This is a genomic window from Fusibacillus kribbianus, assembly GCF_030053595.1.
Taxonomy (GTDB): domain Bacteria; phylum Bacillota; class Clostridia; order Lachnospirales; family Lachnospiraceae; genus Lientehia; species Lientehia kribbiana.
Window position 1 is genome coordinate 204,442 of the sequence record NZ_JASGBQ010000002.1, and the last position, 21,803, is coordinate 226,244.

Consider the following 21,803-nt stretch of genomic DNA (forward strand, 5'->3'; position numbering starts at 1 on the left):
CTCTCCTCCTATATCTTCATCTTCGGGTCAAGGGCATCGCGCAGACCGTCGCCAAAGAAGTTAATGCTAAGGACAGTGATCACCAGGCAAAGTCCCGGCGGAACCCATGTCCAGGGCTGCTTGGAAAGAACCACGATGGACTGGGCGTCATACATCAGATTTCCCCAGGAAGCCGTAGGGGGCTGCACGCCCATACCCAGGAAGCTTAAGGATGCCTCCATCAAAATGGACGAAGCAGTACGGAAAGTCATCGTGATCAGACAGGGAGCGAAGGAGTTCGGAAGAATATATTTAGTAATGATCTTCCAGTTCTTCGTTCCGATTGCCTTTGCCGATTCCACATATTCCTTTTCACGAACCGAGAGTACCCGGCTGTGTATCAGTCTTGCAAACTGTGTCCAGCCTAAAACACCGAGAACCACCGTGATGGAAACCACGGACGGACCCATGACAGCCACCAGAACCAGGATCAGCATCATGGAAGGGAAAGACATGAACACATCTGCCAGACGCATGATGATCGTCTCAACCCAGCCTCTGTAATAACCGGCCAGCAGTCCAAGAGGAACACCGATCAGCATGGATACGATCGTTGACAGGATACCTACAACAAGCGAGATCCGTCCGCCGTATACAAGACGCGCAAAAATATCACGGCCTGTCCGATCTGTTCCCAGCCAGTGCTCTGCACTGGGCTTCTGATTGAAGCCGCCCTTCGAAAATGAAGTATACGGATCCAGCTTCAAAAGCGGAGGAAGAACAATTACCAGTATAATCAATAATATAATCAGCCCCAGTCCGATGACTGCCAGCTTATGAGACATAAAGCGTTCCAGTACATCGTGCATATAGGAGTTCTTTTTATTTTTCTTATTCTTGCTTTCGTTACCCATTTGTATCTCCTCCCATCTATTTATAGCTGATTCTCGGATCCAATAACCCATAAATAAGATCAGTAATCAGGTTTCCGATCAAAACAACAATGGCTATAAATACTGTGATTCCCATGATACAGGGATAATCTCTGGCATTTATGGAATCCACCATCAAGGAACCGATTCCCGGCCAGCTGAAGATCTGTTCTGTTACAACGGCACCGCCAACGATGAAAGGCAGATTCATACCGATCGTTGTGACAACAGGGATCAGAGCGTTTCTGAGACCATGGCGGATAACGACACGTTTTTCCTTAAGACCTTTCTCTCTCGCAGTCCTTATGTAATCCTCCTGAAGTACCTCAAGCATACTGCCGCGGACCTGGCGGATCAAATTACCGATCTGCTGGAATGCAAGGACCGTCACCGGCAGGATCATATGACGCAATAGATCCACAAAGGATTTTGAGCTTGCCGTTGTATACATACCACTGATGGGCAGAGCCTTCATACGTACGCCGAAAATATAAACCAAAAGCAACGCGACAAAGAAGTTGGGAGCTGCCGCTGCCAGGAATGAAATACCGGAAGCAATGTAATCCCAAAGAGAATAAGGCTTAACCGCTGCACCTACGCCCATGGGAATAGCCAGGATCACCGATACTACAACTGATGTGAGAGTGATCAGAAGGGTCGGCCCCAATCTGTTTAAGATCATCTCCAATACAGGCTCAGTTGTCCGGTAGGAAATACCGAAATTCCCCTGCAGCATTCTGATAAACCAGTGGAAATACTGGATAATGACCGGCTGATCCAGTCCATAATGATGCTTCAGTCGGGCAATATCCTCGGCACTAAGCTGTGCAGTACCCACGATCATATCAATAGGATCACCTGGTGCCATCGACGACAGAAAATAAGCGAGTATTGTAATACCGATAAAGGTCGGGATAATGATCAATATTCGCTTTCCCACATACTTGAGTTTCATAGGCTTCCTCCTTTTACTCCCTTTTTCTCCATCAAAAAACGTTTTCTCGAATAAAAACACAAAAGAGTCTTGTAAAAGACCCCTTTATCCATACAAAAACAGTACCCTCTTTTCGGAAACCTCTACGCCTCCGGAAAAGATTATTCTTTATATGTACTTGCATCGACATACGGAGTCTGACGGAACGTATACTCCATGCGGAGCATACGAATGCCCTGAGGGCAGAACCGCCGCCGCAATTCTTCGGCGGCAGATTTTCTAAAAAGAGGCTGCATCCCCGTCATAATATTCCCATCCGTATTGTCAAGGTTTTCCGTGATACGTTTCCCCTTTTTATTTACTAATCATATTATACATAAAACCCGAATAAAAATCAACTATTGAGACAAAATGTTTTATAAAAAGAGCAAAAATATTATATTTTTGGTAAGAACCTCCAATTCTCAGCAGTGATTCCTGTTGAAAACGCTTATAAGTATTCCGGTCCAAAGCTTTCTGGAAGGAGCTCCTCCAGAAAAAGCGCCCGATATTCCCCAGTCGGTTTCGCCAGAATCACCTGAAATTCTTTCGGATGTACAAACTCTCTGAGTACCTGCCTGCAGATGCCGCAGGGCGGACAGTAATCCTCTGCCCTGCCATTTTTCCCTCCCATAATGACAATACAGATAAAATCCCGCTTTCCCTCACTGACTGCTTTAAACACCGCCGTCCGCTCCGCACAGTTTCCTGCCGGATAAGAAGCGTTCTCCACATTACAGCCTGTATAGATACTCCCGTCTCTGCATAAAAGTGCAGCTGCCACATGAAACCCGGAATACGGTGCATATGCCAGCGCAAGCTGATGTTTTGCCGCTTCGATGAGCGTCGGAAGGGGCAGGGGGATCCCCTGACTGTTTTTATCAGTATTCGAATTTTCCGACATGGTATCCCCCTCCTCTCGTTATCCAAATCCACCCTGATCTGTAAAACCGCTTAAGCCTGCTTTTCTGCCTTTATGATCTTCACCAGACGGCTGGTTCCAAGCCTGTCCGCACCGAGGCTCACAAATTTCTCTGCATCGTCAAAGGAGCTGATGCCGCCTGCTGCCTTGATCTTCACATCAGGCCCCACATGTGCCGCGAAAAGCTCCACATCGGCAAAGGTAGCTCCCGCTTTGGAAAAGCCGGTGGAGGTTTTGATGTAATCTGCTTTTGCATCCGTCACAGCCTTGCAGAGGGCGACCTTCTCTTCCTCCGTAAGCAGACAGGTTTCAATAATAACCTTCAGGATCTTATCCCCGCAGATCTCCTTCAGAGTCCGGATCTCTTCCGTAACCTTTTCGAAATTTCCCTCCCGCACATCGCCAAGGTTCACCACCATGTCGATCTCATCGGCGCCTTCCTTCAGAGCCTCTCTCGTCTCAAAGGCCTTCACTGCAGTCGTATTGTAGCCATTGGGAAAACCGATGACCGTACAAACCGCCATGCGGTCTCCCACATATTCCTTCACCCTCTTCACATAGGACGGAGGAATACATACCGATGCAGTCCCGTAGCAGATCGCATCATCGCAAATCGTCTGAATCTCTTCCCAGGTAGCAGTCTGGGATAAAAGAGTATGGTCCACACGCTTCAAAATGTCTTCTCTGTTCATGATCTCGTCTCTCCTTATTACCTGTATTTAAACTCCTTTTTACTATAGCACGATTTATTTCTTTTTGCTATCCCTATTTAAGGAAGGTTCCTTAAAGCAGGTGCGGCAGCTTTTTATACAGGTTTTCCGCATTGAGACCATTCATATGACATGAAGCATTTCCCCGTCCTTCTCCTTATACTGCATCGAAAGCCTGATCCAGATCTGCGATGATATCATCAATATGCTCCGTGCCAATGGAAAGCCGGATGGTACTGCGGCTGATCCCCACATTTGCAAGTTCCTCATCCGTCAACTGGGAATGAGTGGTCGTTGCCGGATGGATAACCAAAGATTTCACATCAGCGACATTTGCCAGCAGGGAAAAGATTTTCAGGTTGTCAATAAACCGGAAGGCCTCCTCCTGTCCTCCTTTGATCTCAAAGGTAAAAATAGATGCTCCGCCATTGGGGAAATATTTCTCATATAAAGTATGATCTGGATGCTTGGTATTGGGCTGAATGGCATCCTCTACCTCCTTCAGATTATGTACGTCAACAAAGGTAGACTCAATTCCATAGAGGGGAAGTGTATGCGCCAGAAGATTGCTGGTGCCGCCATAGATGGTCTTCTGAGCAACAATATGTTCCCCCTGCGAAGCCAGTGTCTGAATCGTATAAGTGATTGCTGCTGCCCCGGAGGCAACTGCCAGCCCCGCCACACCGCCTTCCAGCGCGGCGATCCGTTCTTCAAATATTGCCTGTGTGGAATTGGTCAGGCGGCCATAGATATTACCTGCATCAGCCAGCCCAAAACGGTCTGCAGCATGCTGACTGTTGTGGAACACATAGGAAGTAGTCGCATAAATAGGGACTGCCCGTGCATCCGAAGCGGGATCCGGTTTTTCCTGTCCTACATGAAGCTGAAGTGTTTCAAATTTATAATTGCTCATAACGATAATCTCCTTTTATTCTTCAGATTTTTGGTATAATGGGAATTTGAGCATAAAAAATCCGGGACGCTTCAAAAGCTCCCGGACAAATGGCATGATAAGAATTTCATAACGAAAAATCATACATCGGTGCAACACAAAGCAGACGAATGCACCTGGCCATATAAAAATGTCCGGGAGAACAACATTCGGCAACAACACATGATAAGCTCATAAGAATTGTTTGTTCTGTACATAGCATTCTTCTCCTTTCCAGATTGATTGCTCAAATTCGTTGTGCTTATATTACACCTATTTGCCTATTATATCAATGGGTAAATAGGTTTTTCTTGCATAATACCATTCCACTGAGGTAGAATAGGAGAAAAAGGAGGAATGCTATTATGATTTCAACAAAAGGAAGATATGCCCTTCGCTTTATGATAGATCTGGCTGAACAATCGACCGAGTCCCCTGTCCCTCTTGACGAAGCTGCCGGCAGACAGGGAATTTCAAAAAAATATCTGGAAATCGTGGTAAAAATACTGGTTAAAGGCAAACTGGTAAAGGGCACAAGCGGAAAGGGCGGCGGATATCGTCTTACGCGCAGCCCGAAAGAATATACAGTTGGTGAGATTCTGGAATTAACGGAAGGGACACTCGCTTCCGTTGCATGTCTCGTCAACGAGGCAGAACTCTGCCCAAGAAAAGCTGTCTGTAAAACTCTGCCGATGTGGATAAAATTTGATTCCGTGGTGCACGATTTTTTCTTCCATATCACCCTTTCTGATCTGGTTGAGGGAAAAGTATAAATTCCCTGATCGATTAAACTCATCTGGAAGAAGAAAACTCTGTCATATGCTTCCGGTACCAGAGCGGGAGAAAATTCCTCTGACAATGATAGTTTTCCCGCTCCCGAATGCCGGTCGCTTCAAAAAAGGTCTTCCAAAGATCCTCATATTCGTCAGAAACTCCCTGGTTTCTCCGATAAGCATCCGCTTCCTCCAAAGAAAGCCCGGCCACTGCCCAGTCCTTCCCAGCTCCATGGATGGCTGCTTCCCCGTGAACATCGTCATAGATCACCCAGTTTTCATCCGGAAACCGATCGGCGAAATGGGATGCAACCAGTGTGACAACACGGCTTTTGGGAGAAATCTCTGCAAACAGCACACCGTTTTTCATCTGTTCAAAACGAATAAACTCCAGATACCGGTGTGCTTCATTTCCCACCATTCTGTCCACCTCAAACAGCCGCCTCACGGCAGGAAGCTGCAAAAGCTGCAGCGTCTCCCTGCCATATCGGAAGCCTTCCACCAGAAAACGGTATATGATATCTGCCCGTTCCGGCTCCCGTGAAACAGCTGTCCGGTACACCGCTCGAAAAGCTTCCGCCGAAATTTTTCTCCTGATGGAACGCGCCACCTTCTCCGCCTTTTCCGAATCCGGCAGAACCTCCTCATACTCCATAAAAAACTCCGGCTCGTACTGGTTCTTCATAAGGACACGTACGCCATCATGTCCCAGGCCGGAAGCCCAGGCATCGTAAATCCCGGTAAAGATCCCTTCCAGAGAATCCTCACACAAATATCCCCGCATCCTCCATCCCCTCTCTCCCGCCTTATCAAAAGGCAGGCTGCATCAGAGCTGTCCCATGGCTGCCTTTCCGAAATCCTCCGCCTCCGCCTCCACGGAAAGCTTCATATCATCAAACAAATTCAGCTGCCGGTAACACTCCGTATGCTCCAGCTCCCAGTTCTTTTTCCGGCTGTCGCCGATGAGTCCGGCTGTAATGCGATTTTCCTCCAGTGCCGTCGGAAACATCTGCTTTCCGTTGAGGATAATAAAGTAATGAGCTCTTTTGAGCACCACTCCCAGCTTCTTCAAATCGAAAAAATCCAGTTTTCCGATTCTCCTGGCCTGCAGGATCCTCCTGGCAGATTTGGCACCGATCCCCGGTACTCTGAGAAGGGTCTCATAATCGGCCCTCATGATCTCCACCGGAAAGCACTCCAGATGCCGTACCGCCCAGTCACACTTAGGATCCAGATAGACATTAAAATTCGGTCTGTCCTCCGATAAAAGCTCTTCAGCCCGAAAGCCGTAATAGCGAAGAAGCCAGTCAGCCTGATAAAGCCGGTGTTCTCTCAGAAGCGGCGGCTTTTCCCCCGGTGCAGGCAGAGCACTGTCCTCGTTAAGCCCCACATAGGCGGAAAAGAATACCCGCTTCAAATCATACTGGCGGTAGAGCGCCTGCGTCACCATCATCATATGATAATCGCTCTCAGGGGTAGCTCCCACAATGAGCTGAGTGCTTTGTCCCGCCGGAGCATAAGTGCGGATCTCCCTTTGCCGGGCCGGATACCGGGACTGCCCCGGAACAGTCAGTGAAGACTCAACAGTCAATGAAGACTCCGAAGCTGCCGCAGCCCCCGTATCCGAAATCCGTTCCTCTTTTTCCGAAAAAATACCATGAGAAAAATTCTTCACTCCCCATGCCCGCTCCAGACTGGGCGATTGTCCCATGGAAATCCGGGATTCTGATATCTTCCCCTGAATCCGGCGCATGGGCGTAAGGATCGTCTCCCGGCTTTTATGAGGAGCCAGGGCATGAAGACTCTCTGCGGTGGGAAGCTCCAGATTAATACTCATCCGGTCCGCCAAAAGCCCCACCGCATCAAGGATCGATTCGTCCGCTCCCGGAATGGCCTTGATGTGAATGTAGCCTCTGAACCGGTAAACCTCCCTCAGCTTATAAAGGACCTCATAGATCTGCTCCATGGTATAATTGGGAGACTTTATCACACCGGAGCTCAAAAACAATCCTTCGATATAGTTTCTACGGTAAAATTCCATGGTCAGACGACAGACCTCATCCGGGGTAAATGCAGTCCGTACCACGTCATTTGACCGCCTGTTGATACAGTACTTACAGTCATAAATGCAGTGATTCGTCAAAAGGATCTTGAGAAGTGAAATACACCTGCCGTCCGATGCAAAGCTGTGACAGATACCGGCAGCCACGGAATTTCCCGTGTATCCCCGTTTTCCGCTCCTGCCCACACCACTGGAGGTGCAGGCCACATCATATTTGGCTGCATCAGCCAATATCCGCAGTTTTTCCTGTAATCCTGTGATTTCCTGTCCGATTTCCATGGGGCCCTCCGATTCCGAATGTATGTTCTGTTACAGTATAACACTTCAAAGCCGTTATGGCAAGGGTTTTCAGAACGTTTGTTCTTTTTATAAGAAACTGGGAACACAGAGCCATTCTGCCTGAAATGAAAAAATGGAGGAAGCATAACGCCTCCTCCATTACCGGACAATCATTTTTTGTCTGTGTCCTGTTTTATTCCTCCTCAAAGGAATCCTTGCCAACTCCGCAGATGGGGCATACCCAATCCTCCGGAAGATCCTCAAATGCTGTTCCTGCAGGGATACCGTTATCGGGATCGCCTACCTCAGGATCGTATTCATAACCGCAGGGGCCGCATACGTATTTCTTCATGATTTTCACCTTTCCTTTCTGAATTTTTTATCAAGACAAGCATAGCACCAGTCCACCTGTTTTTCAAGTGTTCATTTCCTTTTATACGTATCAAATGAGAAGGAAAGCTCTTCATGGGTAAGTTCTTCCCCACGGCTGAAAAGCTCCCACTGCGGATCCGAATCCAGATCAGGGAAAAAGGTGTCTGCCTCAAAGTCCTTATGGACCCGTGTCACATAGGCGGTATCGCAGTAAGGCAGAAATTCTCTGTAAATATGTCCTCCACCGGCGATGAAAATCTGCTCCGGATCATAATTCTCAAGCCAGGCAAGAGCCTCATCCACACTGTGGACCATGAAAGCTCCCTCCCGTTCAAACTCCAGGTTGGCCGTCAGCACCAGATTTGTCCTGTTTTTCAAAGGCCGACCGCCCGGAAAGCTGTCCAGGGTTTTTCGTCCCATGACCACCACATTTCCCGTGGTCTTTTCACGGAAAAACTTCATATCCTGGGGCAGATGCCACAAAAGATCACCATTCTTTCCAATGGCCCAGTTTTCTGCAGCCGCAACGATTATCTGCATCTTCTTCCTCCTTAAACCGCCACCGGGATCTTCTCCCCGAAGGGATGATAGCGATAGTCTTTCAGACTGAAGCTGTCTACGGTGAATTTATAAAAATCGGTAACAGACTTATCCATAACAAACTCCGGCGCCTCATACGGCTCCCGCTTCAGAAGCTCCTCCACCATGGGAATATGCCGGTCATAAATATGGGCATCGGCGATCACATGGACCAGCTCCCCCGGTTCCAGTCCGGACACCTGGGCAAACATGCACAGAAGCACCGCATACTGAACCGTGTTCCAGTTGTTTGCTGTCAGCATATCCTGAGACCTCTGATTCAGGATGCCGTTCAGCTTATTTCCTGACACATTGAAGGTCATGCTGTAGGCACAGGGGTACAGCATCATCTCATGGAGATCATGGTGATTGTAAATATTGGTCAGGATCCGCCGGCTGGCAGGATTGTGCTTCAGGTCATAAAGCACCCGGTCCACCTGGTCAAACATTCCCTCCCGGTACTGATGCTTAACACCAAGCTGATACCCGTAGGCCTTACCAATGGTTCCCTCTTCATCCACCCAGGAATCCCATACATGGCTGTTCAATTCCGAAACCCGGTTGGATTTCTTCTGCCAGATCCACAGCATCTCATCAATGGCACCCTTAAAGGCACTCCGTCTGATGGTAATGATGGGGAATTCCTTCGAAAGATCATACCGGTTCACCACACCGAATTTTTTGATGGTATGGGCCGGCGTTCCGTCCTCCCATCTGGGACGCACATCATAATCCGTATCCCAGACACCGTTTGCAAGGATGTCCCTGCAGGTATCCATAAAGACTCTGTCCGCATAGCTCATGAATCGTTCCTCCCCTTACAGCTTCCCCAGAAATTCCGGAGGAATGTAGCCGGTGACGGCAATTCCATCCTCCCTGTACTCCTCAGAAAGCACCTGTCCGTATTTTCTGATCAGCTGTATCTTACCCGCCTCCCTATATGGATAGAGCCGTTCCAGATACAGCTTCCGTTCCCTCAGTTTCTTTGTCAGTATCTCCTTAAGTTCCAAAAGCCCCAGACCGGTCTTTGCAGAAACAAACAAGGTCTCATCGGCCTGAAAATCCCGGAGGACTGGAAGCTCCGAAAGCTTATCGGCCTTATTAAACAGCGTGATCACCGGTTTTCCCATGACCTCCAGCCTTCGTAAGGTTTCATAAACCGTGTGCATCTGGATATCCATGGACGGATTAGAGGTATCCACCACATGCAGGATCATATCCGCATACTTTGCCTCCTCCAGAGTGCTCCGAAAGGCCTCCACCAGATGATGGGGCAGCTTTCTGATAAAGCCGACCGTATCCGTCAGCAAAATCGATTCCCCGTCAGGCAGCAGAAGCTCCCTGGTGGTCGGGTCCAGTGTGGCAAACAGCTTATCCTCGGAAAGGACCTCCGCCCCGGTCAGCGTATTTAAAAGCGTGGATTTTCCTGCATTGGTATATCCCACAATGGCTGCCACCGCCTTTTTGTTCCGCTCCCGCTGTCTTCTGGTGGTCTCCCGGTGTCTCTTCACTTCCGAAAGCTCTGCCTTAAGCACAGAGATCCGTTCATGGATCCTCCGCCTGTCCACCTCCAGCTTTTTTTCACCCGGTCCTCTGGTGCCGATACCGCCGCCCAGACGGGAAAGAGAGCTGCCGAGACCGGTCAGCCTTGCCGCACGGTATCGGAGCTGAGCCAGTTCCACCTGGATCTTTCCCTCTCTCGTGGATGCCCTGGCAGCAAAAATATCCAGGATCACAAGGGTTCTGTCCATTACCTTGGTGTCCAGCAGATTCTCCAGGTTTTTAAGCTGTGCCGGCGAAAGCTCATCGTCGCAGACAATGCCCGTCGCACCCAGCTTCCGGATAAGCTCAGAAAGCTCCCCGATCTTTCCGGTTCCCAGATAGGTCCCCGGATGAGGTGCTTCCCGGTTCTGGATCATTGTTCCCACCGTGACCGCTCCTGCAGTCCTGCAGAGCTCGGAAAGCTCACGGAGAGATTCCTCCGCATCATCGCCGTCACCAGTGCTTATACCCACCAGAACGACCTGTTCTTCCATTTCCCTGATCTCAATCATGATTCCTCTGAATTTTCTTGTCCTGAATTTCTCTGTTCTGTCCTGGTCTTAAGAAAAGCGATCTCATGCTCCAGCTTCCCGTCGGTTCCATAATTCTCCTCATAAGCAGTGAATTTCTCCAGGGCCGTCTCATAATTTCCCATATATTCGTGACAGACCGCCTCCCCATAGGAAAGCTCTCTCTGTACCGCTCCTTCTGCCCCTGAAAGCCCCGCCTCCAGATTCTGCAGTGCCTGCTCATACTGTCCCTTTTCCATATCATACCGGGCTATTTCCAGACAAGCCGATCCGTACCGTTCCGTTTCCTTTTCGTTCTGCTCACAGTTCTTCAGAATATCCTCGAGAAATACAAGCCCCTCCTCGCTTTTTCCCTGCTCCTTAAGGGTCAGGTAAATATCCTCGCAGTAATCCAGATTCTCCGGTGCCAGCTCCCGCACTCCAAGAAAAACCGCAACCGCCTCATCCGGCCTCCCTGCCGATATCAGGGCTTTCCCCTTCTTAAAAAGGTATTCGGCATTTTCTCCGTCCAGAGAGACAAGGGAAGTGTAATCTGTAACTGCCGCTTCATAATTCCCGCTCTGCATTTCGGCATCTGCCTTATACTGGAGAATATCCTCTCTGAGAGTCCTCTGCCCTGTCTCTCCCAGAAGCCCTAACGCTGTTTCAAAGGCTTCTGCCGCTTCTGTGAAGTTTCCCTCTCTGTAATCAACAATTCCCATAGCCCGGAAGATGCCTGGCTCCTCCGGAGAAAGCTCCCCTGCTGCTTTTAAGGAACTTCTGGCTCCCGCAAAATCACCACTTTCCAGGGCCTTCATTCCCTGCTCCACATATTCTGCCGCCCCTGTCTTTTTCTGCCCGCAGGCACAAAGGCAAAGGAAGCACAGACAGACAGCAGACGTCTGTATAAACCTTCTTTTCTGATTTTTCATAAGTATTACCGCTTATTTCCCAGATAAAACAATGCCAGAGTTCCGGGGCCGGAATGAGAACCGATGACCGCGCCCACATAGCTGTAAGTAAAATTTTTCGGGCCAAATTTTTCTTCGATCAGCTTTGCCAGATACTTTGCATCCTCCAGGCAGTCTCCGTGACTGATAAAAATATCCTCGTTGTCATCCTCGAAGCCGCCGATGGTCTTTTCCATATTGGCAACCAGTGCCTGGATGGATTTTTTCCTTCCCCGCACATTGCACAGAGACACCAGTTTCCCTTCGTCATCCACATGAAGCACCGGCTTCACGTTGATCAGGGTTCCGAGAACCGCCGTTGCCTTGGAAACACGGCCGCCCCGGTGAAGGTGATGAAGATCATCCACCGTAAACTGATGACAGAGATTCAGCTTGTGCTCCTCCAGCCACTTTTCATTCTCCTCCAGGCTTTTTCCTTCTGCCTGAAGCTTCAGAGCCCTGTGGACCAGAAGGCCCTGCCCCATGGAGGCGCAGAGGGAATCCACAACAACGATCTTTCTGTCCGGAAACACCTCCCGCATCTCCTCCGCCGCGATCCTTTCATTTTGGCAGCTGGCACTTAAGCCGGAGGAAAATCCGATGAAAAGAATATCCTTTCCCTCCTCCAGATGCTTCTTCATGGCTGCCGCCACATCCTCCGGGTTCACAGCCATGGTCGTCGGCATGCTTCCTTCCCGCATCTTCTTATAGAATTCCCCGATCTCCATCTGATTATCCCCGTCGTAAATCACGCCGTCCAGATTGTAAAACAGGTCCAGTACATCTAATCCATGCTCCTCAATATAATCTTTCGGCAGATCGCAGGAAGAATCTGTCATAATTACGTAATCACTCATCGCTCTCTCTTCCTTTTCCTAATAAATATTTTTAACAGCGCCGGCTTTATACACCGGTGCTTCCAAAACCGCCGTTTCTAAAGGCGCTGGCATCATCATCCTCTGTGATGCCAAACTCCATGAATATCCCCTGAGCAAAACCGCTGCCCGCTTCCAGTTTCAGGATCTTGCCCTCTCTGCTGTCGTTGGTCAGCTTTACAAAAATATGTCCTTCATTGTCAGAGTAATAATAATCGCTATCCACAATGCCCACCGTGTTGTTGAGCTGAAGCCGGTATTTAAAGCCCAGACCGCTCCTCGGATAGATCTGCAGAACCCAGCCCATCTCCATGGATGCGCGGATGCCGGTAGGGACCTTGACAGATTCTCCCGGCTTCAGCGTGATATCCACCGGAGTAATAAAATCATATCCCGCCGAGCCTGCCGTCGCCCGTCTCGGAATGGCCACCCGTTCGTAAGCCTCCTCCCACGGTGCATCCCCGCCGAAGGTATCCAGAAAATCCTTTTCAAACTGTCCCCGGCTTACTTTTTCAAATTTCGCTATTCGTTTTATGATATGTTCCTGTTTCATCGAAGCTCCTCCTGTTGTGATACCCAAAGCTTTCCAGGTCATTGTACCATGAATTGTGAAGATTGTAACCCCTTGTTTTGCATTTTGGAGATTTTTTACCACTTTTCATAGTTTTCAATACTACATCATGTCTGTGGAAGCCACGATCACCAGTCGATCAGTTCAAGCAAACGCTCCGCCTTCTTAAGCCGGAACTGAAACTGCTCATAAAAATCATGATCCGAATCGTATGGCTCTGAGTAAAACAGCTTCAATACAAAGGTATTCACATCGTTTTTCAGTTTTTCCTCTTCTGTCCGGTCAAAACATGCCTGAAGCTTTTTCTGAAAATCATGCCAGCTTAGAATGTATTCCTCATTTTTTACAGGCTCCGGCGTATCGATCCATTTTTTCACCTTGATTTTGGCCCTGTTTTCTTTCGGGCACTGGCTTTTCTGGAGATAATAACGGAAGCTCCCGCCCTCATAATACCGCCCCAGAGGAAACAGCCTGCAAAGCCCCGGGCGGAACCGGTGGATCTGACAGCGGCCGCTTCCGTCAAGAAATACGCAGCTTTCTCCTTCTCCGGACATCCGGATATTGGGAAGAACCAGTCCGTCGACCGTATTCAATTCTATTTTATCCTCAAGAAGCGCTCCAAAGGAAACTCCAAGCCCTGCTTCCATCCGAAACAGATCAAACGGATCGAGAACCACAGAGCTTCCCATTCCCCGGCAGCAGGCTGAACAGCCATCACAGCCCATACAATCCGCCTTTACCAGATCACCTAGCCCATACAGCCTTTGAAGTTCCTCCACAGGAATCTCTCGTTTCATAAACTTATCCTTTCCTATCACAAAATACAACCACTTTTTGTATTTTACTACAGATTGCCTGAATAGAAAAGACATATCCTTTTCCCCGGCTCCTGAAAAGCCGAAAATCGCCTCCGGCGCTTGAATTTCCGTCCGGCTTATGCTATGATACCTCAGAGCAGGATGAATGGTCGCGGCTGCAGAGCCGAAAGGCCGCAGACGAGGAAAGTCCGGGCTTCACAGGGCAGGATGCCGGATAACGTCCGGTGGAGGCGACTCCAAGGATAGTGCAACAGAAATGTACCGCCGGTCTCTGACCGGTAAGGTTGGAAGGGCAGTGTAAGAGACTACCGCCCTCCTGGTAACAGGAGGGGCATATGTAAACCCCATCCGAAGCAAGACCGAACAGAAAGCATAAGACGGCCCGTCTGCTTTCGGGTAGGTTGCTCGAGCCTGCCGGCGACGGCAGGCCTAGATAGATGACCATTCACGACAGAACCCGGCTTACAGTCCTGCTTAAAAGAAGACGATGAGCATGCTCACCGCCTTCTTTTTTTCAGCCGTATATCAAAGTGTTTCTCCTGCCTTCCTTTACACGTTGAAGCAGCTTCCGCCCATGAATTCCCGAAGCAGGGAATTTTTCGGAATATCATCACTGACTACCGTCAGAAAATAATCAAAGAATTTCAGCAGACGTTTTGCCTCCATATACTCCGGACAATCCGTCGGGATTCCGAAAAGCAGCGGCTCCGCATAAGGCTTTAACACCGCCAGCTCATAGATCAGTGCAGAATTAAACACCACATCCGCCGACTCCTGGTAGGGGAAAATGTTCTCCTCCTCGCCCCTTCGCACCGAAGTCCACATGGCGATGGTATCCCGGGCACTGGTTCCTCTTGTTCTCGCATCTCTCACCATCCGCCGGATCAGCCGTCCGTCCGTGCTGGGGATCCGGTTGTGCTCATCCACATTCAACTGGGTCAGGGCACTGATATAGATTTTAAATTTGTTTTCCGGAGACAGGCTGTAGGACAATTTGTCATTGAGGCCGTGGATTCCTTCGATCACAAGAATGTCGTCTGCTCCCATGGTCAGCGTATCCCCTTTATACTCCCTCTTTCCCTTCTTGAAATTGAAGGTGGGCATGGCCACCGTCTTTCCATCGAGAAGATCTGTCATATCCTGATTGAACTGTTCCACGTCGATGGCTTCCAGACATTCATAATTGTATTCCCCAAACTCGTCCTTCGGCGTATCCTCCCGATTGACAAAATAATTGTCCACGGCAATGGGATGAGGCTTCAGCCCCAGAGTCCGAAGCTGGATGGAAAGCCTGTGGGAAAAGCTGGTCTTTCCCGATGAGGAAGGGCCGGCGATCATAACAAACTTCTTTTTTCTGTCCGCAGCGATGGCCGTGGCGATCTCACCGATCTTTTTTTCCATCAGCGCCTCCTGAACGAGGATCAGCTCACCGATGGTCCCGTTCACGATCCGCTCATTGAGATCTCCCACCGTATCGACTCCCAGATCCTCCCCCCATTTGGAGGATTCCTTCTGGCAGAGATATACCTTCTCTCCCGGCACAAAATCCGGCACCTCCTCCGGAGTGTTCTGTACCGGCATCTGAATCACAATGCCGCCGTCAAAGTAATACAGCCTGAAATACTTCAGATAGCCGGTATCCGGCACCATATAGCCGTAATAATAATCCTCAAAATTCCGGATGCTGTAAATATTTACCCTTGACACTCTGCGGTAACGGAACAGCTTTTCCTTGTCATACATCCTGTATTTTCCAAAAAGCTCCCTGGCCTCATCGGTGGACACATTCCGTTTGCTGATGGGAAGCCGTTCCTCCACAAACTCCCGCATCTTTGCCTCCACCTGCCTGGTAAAGGCTTCATTGACCGCAACACTGCCCCGGATGTCCACGTAGACGCCCTTGCTGACTGCAAAGTCCACCAGCACCTTATCCAGCTTCTCCCGGCCTGCCACCGCATAGATCGCCTTCACCAGAAGAAAGACCATGCTTCTCCTGTAGGTCTGGAATCCCGGCTTATCTGCCGCCGTCAAAAACTCCACCCGGCTGTTATCCTTCACCTTTTTATGCAGCTCTGCCAGCTTTCCGTTCACAGAGGCCAGAAGGATCTCGTGGGTATATTCCTTCTGTACCTTTTCTGCAAGCGCTCCGAGGGTACTGCCCTCTTCCACCTCGATTTCCTGATCTCTCCACATGATTTTCCACATAACTTCAACCCCTTTCCGGCTCTGTCACCTTCTGTACTCTATATTATATAACACGGCAGGGGTAATGAAGGGGAGCCCTCACAACCTCCAGCCCGAATTGTTCCTCCTCCAGCGCCTTCGCCACTTCTTCCACAAAAATGTGTTCCAGTCCATAATGCCCTGCATCGATCAGGGAGATTCCTTCCGCTGCAAGATCCAGGCCCTCGTGATGCCCCATATCACCTGTGATCAGGACATCGACCCCGGCCCGGACAGCCTCTTTCATCATGCTCTTCCCCGAACCCGGAGAAACTGCAATCCTTCCGGCTCTTTTTTCTGAAAAATCGCCGTACACGGTAACCGCCGGTATCTGAAACCGCTCCTTTACCGTTCGGGCCAGCGCCTCCACAGTCATCGGTTCTTTCAGGAACCCGACCTTGCCGATCCCAACTGCTTCTCCATCCTGCTCCGCCGTCGCCTCCAGAGGCTCAAGAGGCTTTTTTTCATCAAAAAGGCCAAGGCGTTCGGCCGCCAGATCAGCCATGCCGCCTTTCGCAATATCGAAGCTGGTATGACCGCCGTAGCAGCAGATATCCTCCCTTATGAGAGTCAAAAGCCTCCTTCCATGAGGATCTGCGTCATTGATTCTCTTTACCGGTCCGAAGATCAGCGGGTGGTGACTCAGAATCATATCTGCTCCCATGGAAACAGCCGCCTCCACATCCTCATCTGTCACATCCAGAGTCACATATATTTTTTGGATCTCTTTTCCGGCCCTTCCCACAAGAAGGCCCACGTTGTCCCACTGGCAGGCCAGACTCTCCGGCCACCTTTCGTTGAACCAGTCTCTGATTTCTCCGCATGTTTTCATCCTTCGCACGTTCCTTTCCCTTCCTGTTCCTCCGCTGTACAAAGCGCTTCCCTGGCCGCCTGAAGCTCCTCCTCCACCTCCGGCAGCCGTTCGCCTGCCCGGGGAGTTGCCGCCTCTGAAAGCCGTTGTTCCACTTCCTCCAGCGTACGGATCTCTTTCCGAAGAAAATCTGTCACCACCGGCTTTCCGGAGGCAAGAAGAAACCGTCCGTACCTCAGTTCTATGTAAGACCAGTTTTCCTCCGGGACAGGCTTCTCCTGCCTGCCATAAGCTGCTTTTATGATCGTGTAATACTTTCCCTCATCAAAAACCATGTCCTCAGCCAGGATCTCATAACCTTTTTCCAGAAGGAAGCGCCGCACCTGTCCGATTTCTGACTGAGGAGAGAGGATCAGCTGCCGCAAAGACCGGGCCACCGCCTCCCCCTGTTCCAGAATGCGTACCATGAGAAGGCCTCCCATTCCCGCAATCACCGCAGTGTCGGCCTCTCCCGGAGAAAGGGCTGAAAAGCCGTCGCTGAGACGAAGCTCTATTTTCTCTTCCAGCCCATGCTCCTTCACATGGGTCCTGGCTCTGGAAAGAGGCCCCTCCTTCACATCCATGGCAATGGCCGCAGGGACAATTCCCGCTTCCGCAAGCCAGATGGGCAGATATCCGTGATCTGTTCCGATATCTGCCAGACGGCTTCCCCGATCCACCATGGCCCCTATGGCTTTAAGCCTTTCGGACAGCGAAAACGAGCTGACCTCAGACTTTTGTTCCTGTTTTTCTATCATTTAACTTTTCTCTCCTGTTATTTCTGATATAAAGCTGTCTCTAATCCAGAAAGTCCTTGAGTCTCCGGCTCCTGCTGGGATGTCTCAGCTTTCGGAGAGCCTTTGCCTCGATCTGTCGGATCCGCTCCCTTGTCACATTGAATTTCTTTCCTACCTCTTCCAGAGTCCGCCCCTCTCCGTCGAGAAGCCCAAACCGCATGCAGAGGACCTGGCGTTCCCTTTCTGTCAGGGTATGAAGCACCTGGCCGATCTGTTCCCGAAGCATGGCAGAATCCACGGCATCGGCAGGTACCTGGATTCTATCATCCTGGATGAAATCTGCCAAATGACTGTCATCCTCCTCCCCCACCGGCGTCTCCAGGGAAACCGGTTCCATGGAAAACCGCATAATCTCCCGAACCCGCTCCGGCGAAATATCCATGCGCTCAGCGATCTCCTCCGGCCTGGGCTCCCGGCCGTATTCCTGGGTCAGCTGCCGGGATATACGGATCACCCGGTTGATGGTCTCCACCATGTGTACGGGAATACGGATAGTCCTTCCCTGATCCGCAATGGCCCTTGTGATGGCCTGGCGAATCCACCAGGTGGCGTAGGTACTGAATTTATAGCCTTTTTTATAATCGAATTTTTCCACAGCCCGCATAAGGCCAAGATTTCCCTCCTGGATCAGATCCAGAAGCTGCATTCCCCTGCCTGCATAACGTTTGGCCACACTGACCACCAGCCGGAGATTGGCCTCCGCCAGGCGTCTGGCAGCCTTCTCATCCCCATCTTCGATCCGTTTCGCCAGTTCCTCCTCCTCCCCCGAAGTCAGAAGCGGTATTTTGCCGATTTCCTTCAGATACAGGCGTACCGGATCTTCTCTGGAAACACCTTCTGCCTCCCGGGCAGAGTCTTCCCCCGAATCAGACGAACCGTCGTTTCCTTCGAATCCGGCTTCCCCGCCTGAATAAACAGAGCCGTCGGGTAACAGCAGGGTATCTCCGTCCAGTTCACTTTGTATCTCCACTCCCGCGGCCTCCAGAACCTGAAAGGTTTTGTCAATGGAGTCTGCACTCAGACTGTCATCCCCCAGCACCTCCATGATCTCCTGATAATCCAGGGTATTTCTCCTCTGTGCAGCCAGCGTCATAAGCTTCGCCAGCTTGTCCTTGAGCCCGCCCTTCACCGCCTCCATATGACTCCCGTCCTTCCGTTCAAAACTACTGTTCGGCTATATTTTTTCCTTAATTGAGAGAAATATGCAGTGTGTTTATTTTTGCCTGCTCCTGTATTAATTTCTGCAGCGAAGCGATGTCCGTCACACTCCTGCTCTTTTCCTCCAGACTGTACCGTTTGACCCGCTTCACCGTTTCCGAAAATGCTCTCTCCTTTTCCTCCCTGGTAAGCTCGGAAAGCGACGTATTGAACAGAGCCGCCACTTCCTTATATTCTTCCTCGTCGTTGATAAAATGGCTCAGGATACCGGCCGGGGTAAGGGTTCCCCGCTCCAGTCCCTCATAGACCATGGCTGCCACCTTCCGGTACAGCTCCTCCGTAAAATCCTCCGGCTCCAGGATCCCCTTCACTGCCGGATATACCCTCTCATCCTCGATAAGCCACGTCAGAAGGATCCTCTGGGACTGCCGCACTCCGTCGGGCTTGTCCTTTTTATTCTCCCGTTTCACCTGCACCGGCTTTTCTGCCGCCAGCCCCACTCTTCCTCCCATGGAATTGACCAGGCTTTTCAGGCTCTCAAATTCAATATAATACTGTCTTGCAGCTGCCTCCATATAATTTTCCCGTTCCAGCTTTTCCGGGAACTGAAGGAGTTTTTTCGCCAGTGCATTGTGAAATGCCGTTTTCTGCTCCGGGTCCTTCATATCGTATTGGCTGTAAAGCACGTCCGTCTCAAACAGAAAGCTGTTCTTCGCCTGGCTGATCCGTTCCTCAAAGGCCTCCGGCCCCAGATTTTTGATGAATTCATCAGGATCCTTGTAAGGCTTTAAATTCAGCACCCTGGCTGAAAGACCCGCTTCCTTCAGGATCGGGATCGCCCGCAAGGCCGCCTTGATCCCGGCGCCGTCGCTGTCATAGGTCAAAACCACCTGATCCGTATACCTTCTTAACAGGCTGGCCTGTCCCGATGTAAAGGCCGTTCCGAGAGACGCCACCGCATTGGAAAAGCCCGCCTGATGCATGGAGATCACATCCATATATCCTTCGCAGATGAGCATATAGGGTTTTCTGGCCGTCCTGGCATAATTGAGGCCATAGAGATTCCGGCTCTTGTCAAAGGCCTTCGTCTCCGGCGAATTCAGGTACTTCGGCTCACCGTCTCCCATGACACGGCCCCCGAAGCCAATGATCCTTCCGTTCACGTCCATGATCGGGAACATAACCCGGTTCCAGAACCTGTCATGAGCCCCCCGCTCCTCCACCTTCACAAGGCCGGTTTCCTTCAGGAGCTCGTCATCATAGCCCTTCTTTTTCAGATACCGGTACAGATCGTCACTGTACATATTGGAATACCCAAGACCAAACCGGCGGATGGTATCATCGGACAGCCCCCGGCCCCGCAGATATTCATAGGCCCGCTTTCCGCCCGGGCCTTTCATCTGATAATAGAAATATTTGCCGGCCTCCCGGTTCACCTCCAGGATCCTGGCGCGAAGATCCGCCTGCTTTTTCGCCTCGGCGCTCTCCTCCTCCTTCGGTAGCTCGATGCCTGCCCGGTCCGCCAGCCAGGTCAACGCCTCCTTAAAAGTATAATTCTCATATTCCATCAAAAAAGTGATCACATTTCCTCCGGCTCCGCAGCCAAAGCAGTAATACATCTGCTTGGAAGGAGTCACAGAAAAGGAAGGCGTTTTCTCATTATGAAAGGGGCAGAGCCCAAAATAGGTGCTGCCCTTTTTCTGTAATTTCACATAGGAAGAGATCACATCCACAATATCATTTCGGGAACGGATCTCTTCCACCAGTTCCTCCGGATAAAACATAAACCCACCTCTGTCAGTTTTTCCATGCCTTCGGCACAAACAAATCGGTAAAGGTATCAATGGCATAGCCGTCGCTCATGCCCGCTATGTAATCACAGACCACCCGTTCCCTGGAATCTCCCTGATCCATGAGACGCAGGAATTCGTCGGGAAGCTCCTCCACATGGTCCATATAATAACCGAAAAGGTCGATGACCATGGCCTTTGCCTTCGGTTCTTCCTTTTTTGACACACTGTTTGTATACACATGCTCAAACATAAAGCTCCTAAGATTTTTCATAGCCTCTTCCACCTCCGGAACCATGAGGATCTGCGGCTTTCCCATACTCTCCCTGATAATGCTGTGGATCAGCGTGTTCAGTCGTTCCCGCACCGAATGTCCCAGCACGTCCGTATACGCCGCAGGAAGCATTTCTTCTTTCAGGATCCCCGCCCGAATAGCATCGTCGATATCATGATTGATATAGGCGATCTTGTCCGACAGGCGCACCACGGAACCCTCCAGGGTGGCCGGATGGCCCGAAGTTCGATGATTTAATATGCCGTCCCGCACTTCCCAGGTCAGGTTTAGCCCCTGCCCGTTCTTTTCCAGCCGCTCCACCACGCGGACGCTCTGCCTGTAATGAGCAAAGCCCTCGGAGCATACAGTATTAAGAGCATGTTCTCCGGCATGCCCAAAGGGCGTATGGCCAAGATCGTGGCCCAGGGCAATGGCCTCCGTCAGCTCCTCATTGAGTCGAAGGGATTTTGAGATGGTCCTGGCGATCTGTGCCACCTCCAGAGTATGAGTCAGCCTTGTCCGGTAATGGTCCCCCACCGGTGACAGAAACACCTGTGTTTTATGCTTCAGGCGTCTGAAAGATTTGCTGTGAAGAATCCTGTCACGGTCCCGCTGATAAACAGGACGGATATCGCAGGGAGGTTCCTCCCGGTCCCTTCCCCTGGTATTTCTGCTGAGGGCCGCATAGGGACTTAAGGTATTTTCTTCCAGAGTTTCCAGCTCTTCCCGGATATTCATATTACCATCCCTTTCCTGAATCTCCTATCAGTATATCATAATAAAGAACGATAGCAAAGCAAATCCCTTCGCCTTTTTTTGATAATTTCTTATAGTTTTTTTCTGGAAAACCAATTTTACTCTTGTTCCTTTTGCAATCTTATTGTAAACTAGTAGGAACACACAATTATCATATAATATTTTTCAGGAGGTAATG

At 50.2% G+C, this 21,803-nt stretch carries 22 protein-coding genes and 1 other RNA gene; 2 read left to right on the forward strand and 21 right to left on the reverse strand.

Annotated features, from left to right (window positions below):
• Positions 1-8: 8 nt before the first annotated feature.
• From opp4C to QJ036_RS02675, 5 genes are all read right to left on the reverse strand, one after another.
• Positions 9-893: an oligopeptide ABC transporter permease gene (gene opp4C, locus QJ036_RS02655; protein ID WP_283229889.1), complete on the reverse strand. Its 885-nt coding sequence runs from the start codon at positions 891-893 to the stop codon at positions 9-11.
• Between the two features lie 16 nt (positions 894-909).
• Entirely contained in the window at positions 910-1,866 is a 957-nt protein-coding gene (locus QJ036_RS02660) for an ABC transporter permease (protein WP_283229890.1), read from the reverse strand.
• Between the two features lie 469 nt (positions 1,867-2,335).
• Positions 2,336-2,788, reverse strand: a complete 453-nt coding sequence (locus tag QJ036_RS02665) for a cytidine deaminase (protein WP_283229891.1) — start codon at positions 2,786-2,788, stop codon at positions 2,336-2,338.
• A 50-nt stretch (positions 2,789-2,838) separates the two neighbouring features.
• Positions 2,839-3,498, reverse strand: coding sequence for a deoxyribose-phosphate aldolase (deoC, locus tag QJ036_RS02670; protein ID WP_283229892.1), 660 nt, complete (start codon positions 3,496-3,498; stop codon positions 2,839-2,841).
• Positions 3,499-3,673: 175 nt separating this feature from the next.
• Positions 3,674-4,429 (reverse strand): PLP-dependent transferase, encoded by a 756-nt coding sequence (locus QJ036_RS02675; RefSeq protein ID WP_283229893.1) that lies wholly within the window; start codon positions 4,427-4,429, stop codon positions 3,674-3,676.
• 383 nt (positions 4,430-4,812) lie between these two features.
• On the opposite strand from QJ036_RS02675, the gene QJ036_RS02680 reads away from it, so the two are divergent.
• Positions 4,813-5,220, forward strand: a complete 408-nt coding sequence (locus tag QJ036_RS02680) for an RrF2 family transcriptional regulator (RefSeq protein WP_283229894.1) — start codon at positions 4,813-4,815, stop codon at positions 5,218-5,220.
• A 19-nt stretch (positions 5,221-5,239) separates the two neighbouring features.
• Here the strand turns inward: QJ036_RS02680 and QJ036_RS02685 are convergent, their stop codons facing one another.
• The 10 genes from QJ036_RS02685 to QJ036_RS02730 all read right to left on the reverse strand — a co-directional run bounded on the left by QJ036_RS02685 (position 5,240) and on the right by QJ036_RS02730 (position 13,756).
• Complete coding sequence (locus QJ036_RS02685) at positions 5,240-6,004, reverse strand: TIGR03915 family putative DNA repair protein (RefSeq protein WP_283229895.1); 765 nt, start codon at positions 6,002-6,004, stop codon at positions 5,240-5,242.
• Between the two features lie 42 nt (positions 6,005-6,046).
• Positions 6,047-7,561 carry a putative DNA modification/repair radical SAM protein gene (locus QJ036_RS02690; RefSeq protein ID WP_283229896.1) on the reverse strand — a complete coding sequence of 505 codons (1,515 nt, stop codon included), beginning with the start codon at positions 7,559-7,561 and terminating at the stop codon, positions 6,047-6,049.
• 193 nt (positions 7,562-7,754) lie between these two features.
• Positions 7,755-7,913 (reverse strand): rubredoxin, encoded by a 159-nt coding sequence (gene rd, locus QJ036_RS02695; RefSeq protein WP_283229897.1) that lies wholly within the window; start codon positions 7,911-7,913, stop codon positions 7,755-7,757.
• Between the two features lie 71 nt (positions 7,914-7,984).
• Positions 7,985-8,473, reverse strand: coding sequence for a dihydrofolate reductase (locus QJ036_RS02700; protein WP_283229898.1), 489 nt, complete (start codon positions 8,471-8,473; stop codon positions 7,985-7,987).
• Between the two features lie 11 nt (positions 8,474-8,484).
• Complete coding sequence (gene thyA / locus QJ036_RS02705) at positions 8,485-9,315, reverse strand: thymidylate synthase (RefSeq protein ID WP_283229899.1); 831 nt, start codon at positions 9,313-9,315, stop codon at positions 8,485-8,487.
• Between the two features lie 15 nt (positions 9,316-9,330).
• Positions 9,331-10,566 (reverse strand): GTPase HflX, encoded by a 1,236-nt coding sequence (hflX, locus tag QJ036_RS02710; RefSeq protein ID WP_283229900.1) that lies wholly within the window; start codon positions 10,564-10,566, stop codon positions 9,331-9,333.
• Positions 10,563-11,495 carry a tetratricopeptide repeat protein gene (locus tag QJ036_RS02715; protein ID WP_283229901.1) on the reverse strand — a complete coding sequence of 311 codons (933 nt, stop codon included), beginning with the start codon at positions 11,493-11,495 and terminating at the stop codon, positions 10,563-10,565. Before QJ036_RS02715 ends, hflX begins: the two co-directional genes overlap by 4 nt.
• 5 nt (positions 11,496-11,500) lie before the next feature.
• Positions 11,501-12,370, reverse strand: coding sequence for a DegV family protein (locus QJ036_RS02720; RefSeq protein WP_283229902.1), 870 nt, complete (start codon positions 12,368-12,370; stop codon positions 11,501-11,503).
• Positions 12,371-12,416: 46 nt separating this feature from the next.
• On the reverse strand, positions 12,417-12,941 hold the full coding sequence (locus QJ036_RS02725; RefSeq protein WP_283229903.1) for a dCTP deaminase/dUTPase family protein: 525 nt from the start codon (positions 12,939-12,941) through the stop codon (positions 12,417-12,419).
• A 146-nt stretch (positions 12,942-13,087) separates the two neighbouring features.
• Entirely contained in the window at positions 13,088-13,756 is a 669-nt protein-coding gene (locus QJ036_RS02730) for a YkgJ family cysteine cluster protein (protein WP_283229904.1), read from the reverse strand.
• Positions 13,757-13,910: 154 nt separating this feature from the next.
• Between QJ036_RS02730 and rnpB the strand changes: the two genes are divergently transcribed.
• Positions 13,911-14,258: RNase P RNA component class A (gene rnpB / locus QJ036_RS02735), an RNA gene on the forward strand.
• A 68-nt stretch (positions 14,259-14,326) separates the two neighbouring features.
• Here the strand turns inward: rnpB and QJ036_RS02740 are convergent.
• Genes QJ036_RS02740 through QJ036_RS02765 form a run of 6 tightly spaced genes read right to left on the reverse strand, consistent with a single transcriptional unit; the run spans position 14,327 to position 21,607 of the window.
• Positions 14,327-15,982 carry a nucleoside kinase gene (locus QJ036_RS02740; protein ID WP_283229905.1) on the reverse strand — a complete coding sequence of 552 codons (1,656 nt, stop codon included), beginning with the start codon at positions 15,980-15,982 and terminating at the stop codon, positions 14,327-14,329.
• A 43-nt stretch (positions 15,983-16,025) separates the two neighbouring features.
• Positions 16,026-16,832: a Nif3-like dinuclear metal center hexameric protein gene (locus QJ036_RS02745; RefSeq protein WP_283229906.1), complete on the reverse strand. Its 807-nt coding sequence runs from the start codon at positions 16,830-16,832 to the stop codon at positions 16,026-16,028.
• Entirely contained in the window at positions 16,829-17,608 is a 780-nt protein-coding gene (locus QJ036_RS02750; protein ID WP_283229907.1) for a tRNA (adenine(22)-N(1))-methyltransferase, read from the reverse strand. The genes QJ036_RS02745 and QJ036_RS02750 overlap by 4 nt, the downstream gene beginning before the upstream one ends.
• 40 nt (positions 17,609-17,648) lie before the next feature.
• Positions 17,649-18,785, reverse strand: a complete 1,137-nt coding sequence (rpoD, locus tag QJ036_RS02755) for an RNA polymerase sigma factor RpoD (RefSeq protein WP_283229908.1) — start codon at positions 18,783-18,785, stop codon at positions 17,649-17,651.
• Between the two features lie 49 nt (positions 18,786-18,834).
• Positions 18,835-20,589, reverse strand: a complete 1,755-nt coding sequence (dnaG, locus tag QJ036_RS02760; RefSeq protein ID WP_283229909.1) for a DNA primase — start codon at positions 20,587-20,589, stop codon at positions 18,835-18,837.
• Positions 20,590-20,602: 13 nt separating this feature from the next.
• Positions 20,603-21,607, reverse strand: coding sequence for a deoxyguanosinetriphosphate triphosphohydrolase (locus tag QJ036_RS02765; protein ID WP_283229910.1), 1,005 nt, complete (start codon positions 21,605-21,607; stop codon positions 20,603-20,605).
• Between the last annotated feature and the right edge of the window lie 196 nt (positions 21,608-21,803).